Source organism: Pseudoroseicyclus sp. H15 (assembly GCF_054353345.1).
Map to the genome: position 1 here is coordinate 495,581 of NZ_JBTHJE010000006.1, position 12,380 is coordinate 507,960.

Sequence of the window (12,380 nt, forward strand, 5' to 3'; positions counted from 1 at the left end):
GCGGGGGGTCAGGATTTCCAGGCGCCGTTGCCGCCCACATAAGCCCAGACCGTGCCAGTCCATTCGAAGGTGGCGCTGAATCGCTTGGCATTGCCGCCCGGGCCCGGCGCCTCGATGCCGCGATAGAGGCCGGCAAAGGTGATGCTGTAAGGCCCCCCAGAGGGATGCGTGAAGATCAGGCTGATCTGCTCGTTGACGCGCGGCACAAAGGTCGGATCGGCCAGCACCAGGTTGCCGCCGAGCTGCATCGCAATGGCGTTCCGCGCAGGGGCGTAGGAGGTTGCGAAGCTGGCCTGGTAGTCGACGGTCTCGCGGTTGAGCTGCAGCGCCGGCAGGTAGATGCGGTCGCCCGCGATGCTCACCCCTTCGTTGACGATGGGGCCGGGCGCGATGATCTTGCCAAGGGTCAGGAAGTTCTTGTTGATCCGGATCGCCTTGCCGTTGTCCTCGACCGTCAGCGCCCTGAGGATCCCCGACGAGGTGCCGCCGATGTTGACCGAGGTCGCCGCTGTGGTTTGGCCCTTCACGTGCAGATCAACATCGATCTCGGTCGCAAGATCGTTGATGTCGACGATCTCGCCGGCCATGGTCGCCGGCCCCTCGATATAGCCGCGGAACTTGTGCCGAGCGGCACTGCGAGTCGAAGAGCCAATGCGGTAGAGGATGCCGGTGGCCCCGGTGATCATCCGCACGCCTTGGGCTTCGAAGTCGGGGGAGAGGACGGAAAAGGCGATGCCACCGTTCCAGTCCGGCGCATCGCAGATCAGCCTGTCGATCCTGCCGCCCCGACAGTTCTCGCCCGTCGAGAAGAGCCCCGCAGTATAGTCCTCGCCATCCTCGATATGCTGCCCGACCACGGAGCGGATATGCGGGTTCTCGCTGCCGAGCTTCAGCTCGGTAAAGGTGCGGGTGAAGGTGCCCTTCATGGACACGTCGCCGTTGCGGATGCCATTGGCGTAGAGAAGCTCGCGCCCCTCGGTCATCACCTTGACCGTAGGGTTATCCGCCGCTCCGAAGAAGAGCGGGATCCCCTTGGGACACTTGATGCGCCCATAGATCTCGACATCCTCGACAATCTCGACGCGACCGATCGCCCCGTCGAGTTCGCCGCGGTCATAGCCGAGGTCCCGGCAGGCCGGCACGATCACATAATTGCCGGCGACGGCCACGCCGGCGTCGAGCATGATGTCGTAGCCGTCCACCTCCACCAGCTTGCGCAAGTGCAGCGCCGTAGGAACGGGCCGGGACGGATCGGTCGCACTATCATCGTTCGTGAAGACGAAGACGTTATCGCCAACCTGCGGCACCCAGGTTTTGGGGTTCGTGAAGGCGGAGAGGACGTTGTTCCAGCGTCCGCCCACCGTCAGGCCCCGCTGCTGCGGCTGAAGCGCGCCCACATCGTAGGCCGCCTCCCTCGAGCCGGTGAACCGCGCGACATCCGTTCGGTTGAGCTGACCTGCATAGACCGCGACGGACCCATACGGCCCAGCCGGGTTGGTGTAGTGGAAGGGGCTTTCGAAGGTAACACGAGAGAAAGACGGGGGCAGGAACGGGCGGGATGACCGACCGGACTTCTCCCCGTCGAAGATCACGGAGCCCCCATCATTGAGACGAAGGATGTTCTCGATCAGGTCCACCACCTCCGCATTGTCTGTGGCATCATCGGCCACCCAGCCGAGGGCCGAGGCGATGAGCGGGCCTGTCCAGACGTGCCGAAGCTTCACGCCGCCGGCGGTGACGAGATGGTATCCATGCGGGGTCGCAAGGCGATTGAAGGCGGGTTCGCCAGCATCGCATTCTCGCCAGTGATGCCCCTGCCGGTCGCGCCATTCTGCCCCTGGCCCCCGCGGCGGCTCGAACGAGGCCTTGAGCTCGGCGAAGTTCGTATACACCCGCGCCACGATCGCGCTCAGCCTCTTGATGTCCCAGTTCCCCGCCGCGACGGTCGTCGACGGCGCGGCGACCAGCGCCTGCACCCCATCGCCGATCTTGAACGCCAGCCCGTCGCGCGATCCCGCCGCCGAGACCTCCCACCAGTTCCCGGCCTCGACCCCTACCCCGCCCGGGAATGGGTCGGCAGGATCCCAGGAGCCCCGCCGGCGCTCGCCGGTGGAGACGGCATCATAGTAGGCATCCCGCGCATCGAACTGCGCCTGCAGGTCATCGAGCGTCAGACGTCGCGGGGCGGTCCCGGTGGTCCGTTGAGTCAGAGGAGCAATGTTCGGCATCGCGAACTCCTGAAGAACTGCATTTATGAAGAAGTCACGCTGCCGGCGCGAAGCCGCCCGGCGCGTTGGGGTTTGTGATCGCCTGCTCTTCGGCAACCGACCAGGTGAAGGCGTCAGGGACAGCGCGCACCAGTGTCACGGTGGCGCGCAGCGCGACGCCGGCCTCGCTGCCGAGCGGGTCGAGCAGCGGGTGGAGGCTCTCCACCTCGTAGGTGCCGCCCAAGACGTCGTCATAGGGCTCGCCAAGGGCCAGCGCGGCCCCCGACCCGATCACGAGGTCCAGGGCGTCTGGTGGCAGCTCCGCCGTCAGCCGCCGCTGCTCGCGAGCGCGGTAAGCGGCGATCTTGATGAGCCGCATGCCTTGGGTCGCGCTCGTCACCCAATCGAAGGTGAGTGTGCGGATCTTTGGCTCCTCCCCCGGCGCCAGATCGGAGATCACCCGCGGCGGAAGCTGCGCATAGGTGTAGCCGCGCTCGGCGGCGACGTACCGACCGTTGATGACCGTCGGCAGATCAGACGTCCGCTGCATGCTGGAGTACTTCATGCGACCCAGCACGCGGGTCATCGTCATCACCGGCTCGGAATAGGCCCCGGGCACCACGCCGAGCTGTCCGCCGAACCAGGCCGGGCGGGAGGCGCCGGCCGCATGGATCGGCGCCATCAGCTCGTGCAGTTCGGAGCCGTCGAAGATCAGCGTCCCCCGGGCGGCATAGCGCGCTTCGCTGCCGCCGGCGGCGAGGGCGATCGGATTGTCGCAGAGGTCGGCGTCGATCGTAAAACTGTCGAGGTGGAGGCTTTCGAGCGTGTGGGGACGCACGGGGTTCATTCTATAGCCGTCCACCAGGATCAGCGCCTTGTTCTGCGATGCCTCCCAGGTGGTCTCGTCGTCAGGGTCATGCCCAGGCTTGCGCCAGTCGTAGATGGCCGAGGTCAGCTGCCTGGTCTCCAGCGCCGGCGGCACATTCGGCCAGAGGTCGACATCCGCCCCGTTCGTCCCGGCCCAGTATTTGACGAAGACCACCGTCAGCCCGGTGAACCTGTCCGAGCTGCGATAGCCGAGCGGCTGATCGTCGGCGTCCCAGGCCGCCTCGCTCAGGAACTCCGCCGGCGGGCCAGTCTGATCGCCCAGGCCGATCCAGATCTTCACATGGGCCGCGAGCGGGCCTGCGGCGGGCGAGGCCCCCGGCCCGCCAAAATCGAACGGGTCATCACCGCTGGCGAGCACGAAGCCGCGCTCGTCGAGCCAGATCTCGATCTTCTCGCCGACCTGCACCGAGCGGCGGCTGTTGAGCAGGTAGACCCCATAGCCGTACTCGCCGACGACGGGGTGCGGCATCACCGTGGCCGTCGCCCGGGTGTTGCCATGCACATGCCGGTAGGGCGGCAGGTTGTCGGGGAAGCTCAGCTGGCGGCGCCGCTCGTCGCCATTGACCGTCGGCTCCTGCCCTGCCCCGATCAGCTTGTTGGCGACGGCCGAGAAGGCGAAGCCCACGGCCACATCGATGAGCGCCTGCCCGACCAGTCCAGCGCCAAGCGCCGCGCCGATCTGGCCCGCCACTACCCCTGCCATCCGTAGGCCTCCATCGCCCGCTCGCAGATAATCCCGAAGCCGCCCTCCGCCCGCGCCACCCATTCGCCTGGGCGGATGCAGATCGCCGCAACGCAGCCAAAGAGGGCGTCATTCCGGCAGAGGCCGATCAATCCAGGCCGCTCTTTGAGACGCTGCAGCCCCGCCGCCGCCATCTCGCCCCGGAAGGCCACCGGCAGATCGCCCGCGATGGCCCGCCGCGCGCCGCCGGCGCTGCGGAAGCGGCCCCGCAGGCGCGGCATGGGATCGATGCCCCAGAGGCGCAGGAAGATGTCGGCGGCAGACGTGCAGCAATCGGAGCGCCCCCAGACGATCGGGCCGCGCATCACCTCCTCCGCCGCCTCCAGCACGGCCCGGGCGCTGACTGTCACGCGCTCGGCCCCGGGAAGTCCGGCGGCGAGAAGCGCCAGCGGCTGGCGAAGGCCAGGCGCTCCATGCCGGTATCGCTGGGATCGATGGCCTTCTGGTTCTCATCGCTGTGCCAGTGCGCGGCATTCTCCTTCGCGCCAGGGCCGGCGGTGGCGGAGACCATCAGCTCCGCCACCGTGGCGTCGATCCGCGCCTCCAGATCGGCGTCGTTCTCATCGATGCGGCCGAGGAACGCGAGGAAGGGCTGGCCGATGAGGACCGTGCCGGCCGGCTCCGTCACCGCGCCGAGCCAGATGCGCACTTCGCCGCCGCGGGCCTTGGCATCGGTGTAGCCCAGCACGGTGGCGACCGCGCCGGCGATGCGGATCGCCGCCTCAGGCGGGGCGCTGCCGCCCGCCTCCGGCGCCCCCGCAACGTCGCGCACATGGTGGCCCGCGCCCTTGTAGGTGTTTGCGCCCCAGGGAAGGTCGCCCAGCCCCGAGTGGATGCGTTCGGTCCCGCCCGGCCAGGCCGCTTTGAGCAGCACCACCGGGTGGAAGCCGTCCCGGCGCGAGATCGCCGCGAGCAGGACGGGATCGATGCCGCGCCTCAGCTCCATGGGTCGATCACCTCGAACGCCTCGCCGTCGAAGTCGGCGGAGGTCACCTCCAGCATGTCGAGCTCGACACTGCCGGCGCCGAGATCGAGCACCGGATCGCTCCAGCTGAGGATGACCATCGTCAGGGCCTCGCGCGCCCCGATGACCACCTTGCCCGAGGCCAGGGGGCGATCCAGGCGCAGGACCGCCTTGCCATCTATCCCAAGCCGCTCCGCCTTCAGAACACGCGCCGTCTGGCCCGCCTCACCCCGGACCAGCTCGCCCGGGCGCGCGACGATAGTCCCTGGGATAAGCCCCGTGAATCCCGAGCAGCGCAGGCCGGCGAAGGCGCCATCGGTCACGGCTGTGCCGGTGATCGTGGCGCCCGATGCCCAGACGACATCCCAATCGAGGGTGCGCCCATCAGCCGTCCATTTGAGCGGCACCTGGCCGCGCTTGCCGCCGAGACCGCGGAGGTGGCCTTGCCAGAGCGGCGGCAGCGGCTGGATGCGGACCAGCGGCAGCGCCCCGTCCATCTGCCGCATCAGCATGTCGAGATAGCCGCTGGCCGTAATATCGCGATCAAGCAGGCCGACATCGATCGTGTAGCGCAGGCGCCTCGCCTGCGCCTGGCTGAAGATCGGCGCGCCCTTCTGGTCCATCGAGATGGAGCCGGGGCGCGTGATCCGCGGCGAGTAGGCTGCGATCGGCACCGGCGGCCAGGCCCAGACCTTCGGCATGGGCTAGAGGCGGCCAAAGCCGGGATCTGTCCCGAACTTCTTGTGGACGACGCGGACGGTCTCGCCGATGAGCCCGGGCCGGGCCCGGCGCATCGCCTCTTCGATCTGCTCGGCCACGCCTTGCTGGGCGCCGCGCGCATCGATGTAGATCGGCGCGCCGCCGCTGCTCTGCCCCTGCGCCTCCCCGCGATAGGCCGCCTGGGCCTGCTGCACCGAGAGGATGCGCCCGTCGACGGCGGGGATGAAGGGCTCGGGCCCGTTCTCGCCGACCATATAGGGCGCCCCCGCCCGTACCGGCCCGCCAGCGGCGCGGGGCGTCAGCGAGCTGCCGAGCGCCTGGAAGAGCGTGCCGACGAGACCGCCGGAGCCGGCGAGGCTGGTCATGCCGTTGGTCACAGAGACGCGGCCCATCTGCAGAAGAAGCTGCAGGAGCGCCTGCTTGGCATCGCCCGCCCCGCCCGTGATGGCCATGAAGAGGTCCGTCATGGCATCCGCCCCGGTCTCGGCATTATCCCGCATGCGGTCCAGCGCGTCGGTGGCGGTATCCACCTCGGAGGCGACGTCGATATAGGCGCGGGCCAGGGCATCGATCTCCGCCCGCAGCTCCGGCGTCAGCTCGCGGCCATCTTCCTGCGCGGCGGTGAGCAGCTCCGCCTTCTTGCGCGCGTAATCCATGGCATCGCCCAGATCGAGATCGAACCCGGCCACAGCGATCAGCGCCGCCGCCTCCATCTCCAGGGCGCGGGTCTCGCGTTCGATGGAGTCGGTGGCGCGCTGGTACTCGGAAGCGCGCTCTGACGCCCCGCCGCCACCGCCCGCTCCACCGGTGCCGCTCGACGGGTTGTAGCCGAAGTCGATATCGATGGGGCGCGCTTCCGGGCGGCCAGGCGCCACGGGCGGCGGCGGCGCGGGCAGGACGTCGGGCTCCAGCATTCGCTCATCTGCCGAGATCTGCGCGCTCCGCGAGGCGGGCCCGAGACGGACAGGCCCGGGGGTCAGGGCTGCGCGAAGTTCGAGGGCCCGCGCGATCGCCGGGCCGAGCGAGCTGACCAGATCGCCGATGCGGGAGATCACCCCGCCGAACTCCACGCCATCGACCGCGGCCAGCGCCGACCGGGCGACATCGGCGCGATCTGTGAGGTCGCGGAGACGGCGGATGAAGGCATCGCCCTCCACCTCGCCCTTGGTGAACGCTGTCGTCAGGGCGGTCATCTCCTGGCTCAGCTGGGCCAGGGCCACTGCCAGCTCATCGTTGCCAAGCTGGCGGGCATTCACCGCCGCCTCGAGGAGCGAGCGGGCCACAATGTCGGTTTGGGCGTTCAGAGCCTCGATCTCGGCCGCCGTGCGCATGATCGCGCCCTGGCTTTCCTCGAGGAGATCGATGTCGTCTTGCAGGGTTGTGCGCGCATCACTGCCGAGCAGCCGCACACCCGCCGAGAGGTCGTTCATGTTGAGCTCGGAGGCCGCAGCGCGCACCTCCTCGATCTCCGCCTTGAAGTCGGCGAGGGCTTCGCCGGCATCGACGAGCAGCCCCGCCACACCAACGGCGCCGGTCTTCAGATAGGTGCCGATGCGCGTCGTCAGCTCCTTGAACTGCCGGTCGATCTCTGCGGCCTTGGCAATCACATCCTCGTCGAGCACTGCGCCGGCCTCGTGCGCCTGGCCGATCATGTCGCGCATGCCCGCCGCGCCGTGGGCGAGCAGCTCTACAAAACGCTCGCCGCCGGTGCCCCCAAACACTTCGTCGGCGATGCGGATCTGCGCCGCGCGGTCCATCTCTTCCATGCGGTCGATGATCTCGAGCATCAGCTCCTGCGGATCCTCCAGGCGGCGCTTGAGATCGCCTGCCGCAAAGCCGAGACGCCCAAACGCCTCTGCCGCCGGGCCACTGCCCGTGGCAATCCATTCGTCCGCGCGCAGGTTCAGTTCCTTCATGCCGTCGACCAGGGCGTCGATCGGGATGCGGCTCTGGGTGGCGACGTAGCCGAGTTCCTGGAAGGCTTCCGTACCGAGGCCGGAGCGCCGCGCCTCATCCCCGATGGCGGCGACGCCCTCGACCATCCGGGCGACCTGGCCGGTGACGGCGCGGATCGCCTGGATGCTGACCGCGGCCACCGCGCCTTTGACGAACCGGTCGACGGCGCGGGACGCCTTGGCCATGTGCGTGTCGACCGTCTTGGAGACGCCCGTCAGGTTCTTGGTCACCTGCCGTTCGAACTGGGCGAGCTTCTTGTTGTTGCGGTCGATGACGCGCACCAGCTCCTTGTCGCGGGCGGCGAGCAGGATCTCGATCTTCTCGGTATCAACGGACATCGGGATAGCGATCCTTCAATTCCTGCAACCGCTCGACGCTCATCGGCGCGACCTCGCCGCGGGCCGCCGCCTGGGCTTCATTCCAGCCCGCAACGAGGATGTCCGTCTCAGCCGGCGTCATCGCCCGCACTTCGGCCGGCAGCCGCCCCATCACGCCGCAGATGTTCCGGATGCGGGCGGGCGCGTCGTAGCGGCGGGGCCGCTCGCTTCGGCCCCGTCCCTGGCCGCCTCGCTCGGCGATCCAGCCTCGTTTTTTTTTGAGGCGGCTTTGTCCCCGGCCTCGCCCGCCCCGGCATAGAGCGCCGGCACGAGCGTGAAGTAGAGGAGCCGCAGTGCAGTCCCGCGGAGCGCCAGGTCGTGCTCCGGCCCGAGCCCGGCGATGAGCGCGTCGGCCAGCCGGTCGGACATGCCGCCGCCGATGAGGCCGAGGGCGAGGAGATCGCGGACATGGCGCACCTGTGGTGCCCGTCCCTGCCCCCGCAGCCCGTCGAAGAGTTCGTAGAGCCCGAGCGGCGCATATTGCGCTTCGAAACGCTCGATCTCGCCATTGCGGAGGAGCAGCGGACGGAGCTGCCCGCCGATCTCCTCCTCGAAGCGGGCAGTGTTTGCGACGGCCACGATCAGGGATCCGGCGTGGGATCTGCGGTGAAGGTGATCTTGCCGCTCGAGGAGAGCGACATCGAATAGGTCACCGCCCCCTCCATCTCGCCGGCATATTCCATCGAGGAGAGCAGGAAGGCTCCCTCGAAGGTGCCGAGGTGAGGCACGATTGCCTGGAAACTGGCGGTCGGCGTCGGTGACATGGCGAGGTTCAGCAGGGTGATCTCCGAGGGCGTGTCCTCGAAGACGCCGTTGCCCGAGAGGGTCAGCGACTTGATCCCCTCCATCAGCTCGCGCCAGAGCGCGCCGCCGGGGGCGTCACAATTGGGCGTGGTGATGTCGATGTCGTTATTGTTGATGCCGAGGGTCTTCGAGGTGAGACCGCAGACGGTGGTGAAGGCTTCCGTCTCCTGACCGTCGCCGATCTTGATGAGGAGCTCGCGCCCCTTCTGCTTGGCCATGTCGGCCTCCTTTGCTGAGAGTGAAGGTGATGAAAAGAGAGAGCCGGCGCGGGGGGCGCGGGTGTCAGGGCGTGGGCTCGAGCAGGGCTTCGAAGGACGAGCGCGAGAGATAGCTTTGGCCGTCGCTGTCCCGATCGGTCTCGGTCAGGACATGCTGCAGCCGCACGAGGCGGAAGCCGGCCAGGTCGAGCGCCGCCTCGTTGTCGTCGAGGAGGGCGACGATGGCCTCCCCGATCCGGGCGCCTTCGACGCGGCCGGCGGAGGGGCGGGAATGGGCTTCGAGCGCGAAGAGGATGTCGGCCGCATTGGGCGTCCCATCGGTGCGCAGCGGCTGCCGGTCCAGGTTGCCGAGGCGGATGTAGGGATAGGTCGGAGCCTGCGGCGGCTCGTCATAGACGCGGGCACCGACGAGGGCCGCGATCGCCGGCGCCGCCTTCAGTGCCGCAATCAGACCCTTCTGCAGGGCGAGGGCCGGGCCATCAGCCACCGAACACCTGCCGCACCACCTTCTTCTGCGCCCGTCGCACGCGCGACTTCCAGCGCTTGCGCATGACGGTCTTGGCGGGGTTGATGAACGGCCGCGGGCCGCGCTGGCCTTCGGTCACCTTGGCCTTGTCGCCAAAATCGATGAGCGCGCCATTGGCCTCGGGCACGTCGGTCACCTGGATCTGCGCTTTCGTCTCGCCGTCGCCCGGATGCAGGACCTTCGCCACGCGCGCCCAATCGTCGGCGATGCCGCGGTTCACCCGGGCGACATCGTCGGGCATCCTGGCCTTCAGTTGCTCCAGCTGGCGCTGGACCTTGCGCACGCCCATCACATGCCGGCTCATGGCCCCACCTCCGTCTCGCAGGTCATCTCCAGCATCTCCCCCTTGCGCCCGACCTGTGCGATCGACCGGATGTTCCACGTCTCGCCCCTGGCGATGATGGCGTCGCTCTCGGTGATCCCCTCAGAGAAGCTCGACTTCCGCACCCGGATCGTCGCGAGCCTCGGCGCATGGAGCGCGCCGGCAGCGATCTTCTCGCCGCCGAGCCGCTCCAGCATGTCGGCCCAGACAGGCGTTCCGAGATCCTCCCAAGCGCCCGTCTGCACGTTGCCGTAGGCATCATCGCCCGCGCCCTGGCGCCGGAATTGGACGCGATCTCGCAGGCGTCCTGCCGGCATCAGAGCCGCACCCGCCGATAGGGCGCCAAGAGCGCGTGGACAGCCGGGTTCTCCGCAAGCCCGCCCTCGATGCTTGCCTCCCGGTGCTCGTAAAGCGCCGCCACCTGCAGCAAAATCGCGACGTGGATCGGGCGGGGCACGGCCGCGGCATCGGCATAGCCGGCCCGATAGGTGATCGCGATCGATCCGACGCGGGCGGCCAAACTGACCTCAAGCAGGCAGAGATAGGCGCCCGCGGAATCGGTGCGCAGTTCATATGCCTCCTGCGCAAGCGTCTGCTCAGCGCCCTCCCCATCCAGGTAAGTCACGGCCTCGACGGAAAGCACCGGGAAGAGCGGCAGCGCCATTCGCGGCGACCAGCAGTCGAACGCCTGCCGCCAGGTCTGAGGCATGAGCGCCCGGCCGAGGATCCCGGTCCAGCCGTCGAGATGGGCCGTGGCCGCCTCGATATAGGCGGCGATGAGCCCGTCCTCATCGGGTCCGTCTACGCGCAGATGCGCCTTCGCCTCGGCGAGCGAGACGGGCGTTCCGGCGGGCGGCGTGATGAGGACGGGCGCGCGCATCAAGGTCAGTCCTTGACCTTGCCGTAGACCGATGCGTCGAGGCCCTGGCCGACATAGCCCTCATCGCCGGGCTTGCGGTTCGCCGGGTCGTTCATGTCGCGGGCGTTCTGCGCCGCGACGGTCCCGGCCCGCGGGTTGCTGTCGATCGCGGGGTGGGCCAGGTCGACGGCTTCGGCGATCTCCTCTTCGAGGATCGCGCCAGAGGCGCCGTCGATGGACTGGGCCGCCGCCGGGTCAGCGGGCGCCGCGCTCGCGGGCGTGGGGGCCGGGTTGGGGGCCGTGGTCGGCTTCGCGGCCTTGCCCGCTTCGGTCTCGGCCTTGGTGGGTTTCTTCGCCATGGGACTCTCCATCTGGCAGGGTGAGAGACCCGGCCCGCGGAGGTGCGGACCGGGTCGTTCGTTTCAGCTCTCGGGAGCTTGGCCTTACGCGGCAGCCATCCGCAGGACGCGCAGCGCCTGGGGATCGTTGACGGCGCCGCCGACGCGTTTCGTGGTGTAGAACATCACGTAGGGCTTGTTGGTGTAGGGATCGCGGAGAACGCGCACCCCGGTGCGATCGACAATCAGGTAGCCCCGGCGGAAGTCGCCAAAGGCGATGGGCAGGGCGCCGGCGGCGATGTCGGGCATGCCGGGCAGCTCGGTGACCGGGTAGTTCAGCAGCGTCGAGGGCTGGCCCGCCGCGGTGGAGGGCTGCCAGAGCTGCCGGCCGTCCGCATCGCGCAGCTTGCGGATGGCGCCCATCGTGGTGCGGTTCATCGTGAAGCGCGCCTCGGCGGTGTACATGCCCGGCAGGCTGTAGATCACGTCGATCAGCTCGTCTTCCGTCACCGCCGCCGTTGCAGCAGCCGTCTTGACCGGGATGGCGCCGAGCGGGTTGACCGCCGCAGCCGCGCCGCCGGTGGCAAAGGTCAGGAAGCCGCGCGGCTTGTTGGCGCCGTCGCCGGCGATGAAGGCCAGCCCCTCCTGCAGCGCGAACTCGGTCTCGACCTCGTTTGCCAGCCATTCCTCCAGGTTCACCGCCGCATCGTCGAGCATCTGCTGGGTCGCCGCCGGGTTGGCGTAGAGCTCTCCGGGGGTGATCGTCATCTGCCCGAACTCGCCGGTCGCCGTCTGCGGGCGGGCGGCGGTCTCGCCGACCCAGCCCGAGGCGGTGCCGCGCAGGTTGTAGAGCTTCTTGAACCCCGCGGTGGAGATGTTCTGCACCGTCGCGATCTGCCGCATCTGGCTGACCTCGACGAGCTTGTCAGTAATCGTGCGGTCCCATTCGATCGGGGCCAGGTAGCCGCCTTCGTCATCGGCCCCCTTGTTCAGCGCCGCCTGCACGTCGCCGCGCCGGAAGTGGGCCCGGAAGGCCGTGGTGTAGTCCTTGTCCTTCACCTCGGCCGCGCCGCCGCCGCCCATCGCCATCGCGGCCAGCTTGACGTTGGCCTGATCGACCGCGGACTGAAGCTCGGCCACGCTCGAATTGATGCGCTCGAACTTCTCGGTGGTCACCACGTCATCGAACTTCGCCGAGACTTCCTTGTCCTTCTCGGCCGCGGTGGCCTTGAAGTCATTCCAGTCCTTCTGGAGGTCCCCCAGAAGGGCCTTGATGTCGCTGCCGCCGGCATCGGCCCGCACGGCGACGACCCCCCGCGCTCGGGCGGGGTTCATATGCTTGGTCATGGTTCTCTCCTATGACCTGATGGTGGATCGAAGACCCTCGATGAGGGCGCGGAGATCGTCAGCGTCGCGCGTGACGGGAGGGACCGGAGCGTCTCGCGTGCCGGCCTTCATC

At 68.6% G+C, this 12,380-nt stretch carries 15 protein-coding genes; all 15 read right to left on the reverse strand.

The features are described 5' to 3' along the window. Positions 1–8: 8 nt before the first annotated feature. Entirely contained in the window at positions 9–2,228 is a 2,220-nt protein-coding gene (locus ACXN5S_RS16320) for a hypothetical protein (protein WP_458606524.1), read from the reverse strand. A gap of 34 nt (positions 2,229–2,262) precedes the next feature. Then, a complete protein-coding gene (locus ACXN5S_RS16325; RefSeq protein ID WP_458606525.1) occupies positions 2,263–3,798 on the reverse strand; it encodes a hypothetical protein in 1,536 nt (511 codons plus the stop codon). Continuing rightward, positions 3,786–4,187, reverse strand: coding sequence for a DUF6950 family protein (locus tag ACXN5S_RS16330; protein WP_458606526.1), 402 nt, complete (start codon positions 4,185–4,187; stop codon positions 3,786–3,788). The genes ACXN5S_RS16325 and ACXN5S_RS16330 overlap by 13 nt, the downstream gene beginning before the upstream one ends. Then, positions 4,184–4,783: a hypothetical protein gene (locus ACXN5S_RS16335; RefSeq protein WP_458606527.1), complete on the reverse strand. Its 600-nt coding sequence runs from the start codon at positions 4,781–4,783 to the stop codon at positions 4,184–4,186. Before ACXN5S_RS16335 ends, ACXN5S_RS16330 begins: the two co-directional genes overlap by 4 nt. Continuing rightward, complete coding sequence (locus tag ACXN5S_RS16340; protein WP_458606528.1) at positions 4,774–5,502, reverse strand: hypothetical protein; 729 nt, start codon at positions 5,500–5,502, stop codon at positions 4,774–4,776. The genes ACXN5S_RS16335 and ACXN5S_RS16340 overlap by 10 nt, the downstream gene beginning before the upstream one ends. 3 nt (positions 5,503–5,505) lie before the next feature. Then, positions 5,506–7,815 carry a phage tail tape measure protein gene (locus tag ACXN5S_RS16345; protein WP_458606529.1) on the reverse strand — a complete coding sequence of 770 codons (2,310 nt, stop codon included), beginning with the start codon at positions 7,813–7,815 and terminating at the stop codon, positions 5,506–5,508. Beyond that, positions 7,805–7,966, reverse strand: a complete 162-nt coding sequence (locus ACXN5S_RS16350) for a hypothetical protein (protein WP_458606530.1) — start codon at positions 7,964–7,966, stop codon at positions 7,805–7,807. Before ACXN5S_RS16350 ends, ACXN5S_RS16345 begins: the two co-directional genes overlap by 11 nt. Then, positions 7,966–8,433, reverse strand: a complete 468-nt coding sequence (locus tag ACXN5S_RS16355) for a hypothetical protein (RefSeq protein ID WP_458606531.1) — start codon at positions 8,431–8,433, stop codon at positions 7,966–7,968. The genes ACXN5S_RS16350 and ACXN5S_RS16355 overlap by 1 nt, the downstream gene beginning before the upstream one ends. 2 nt (positions 8,434–8,435) lie before the next feature. Further along, positions 8,436–8,876 carry a phage major tail protein, TP901-1 family gene (locus tag ACXN5S_RS16360; RefSeq protein ID WP_458606532.1) on the reverse strand — a complete coding sequence of 147 codons (441 nt, stop codon included), beginning with the start codon at positions 8,874–8,876 and terminating at the stop codon, positions 8,436–8,438. A gap of 64 nt (positions 8,877–8,940) precedes the next feature. Beyond that, positions 8,941–9,363, reverse strand: a complete 423-nt coding sequence (locus ACXN5S_RS16365) for a DUF3168 domain-containing protein (protein WP_458606533.1) — start codon at positions 9,361–9,363, stop codon at positions 8,941–8,943. Next, positions 9,356–9,706 carry a hypothetical protein gene (locus ACXN5S_RS16370; protein WP_458606534.1) on the reverse strand — a complete coding sequence of 117 codons (351 nt, stop codon included), beginning with the start codon at positions 9,704–9,706 and terminating at the stop codon, positions 9,356–9,358. Before ACXN5S_RS16370 ends, ACXN5S_RS16365 begins: the two co-directional genes overlap by 8 nt. Next, positions 9,703–10,041, reverse strand: a complete 339-nt coding sequence (locus ACXN5S_RS16375; protein ID WP_458606535.1) for a phage head closure protein — start codon at positions 10,039–10,041, stop codon at positions 9,703–9,705. Before ACXN5S_RS16375 ends, ACXN5S_RS16370 begins: the two co-directional genes overlap by 4 nt. Further along, complete coding sequence (locus ACXN5S_RS16380) at positions 10,041–10,604, reverse strand: head-tail connector protein (RefSeq protein ID WP_458606536.1); 564 nt, start codon at positions 10,602–10,604, stop codon at positions 10,041–10,043. Before ACXN5S_RS16380 ends, ACXN5S_RS16375 begins: the two co-directional genes overlap by 1 nt. Positions 10,605–10,609: 5 nt before the next feature. Beyond that, positions 10,610–10,942 (reverse strand): hypothetical protein, encoded by a 333-nt coding sequence (locus tag ACXN5S_RS16385; protein WP_458606537.1) that lies wholly within the window; start codon positions 10,940–10,942, stop codon positions 10,610–10,612. Between the two features lie 84 nt (positions 10,943–11,026). After that, entirely contained in the window at positions 11,027–12,268 is a 1,242-nt protein-coding gene (locus tag ACXN5S_RS16390; RefSeq protein ID WP_458606538.1) for a phage major capsid protein, read from the reverse strand. Positions 12,269–12,380 lie beyond the last annotated feature (112 nt).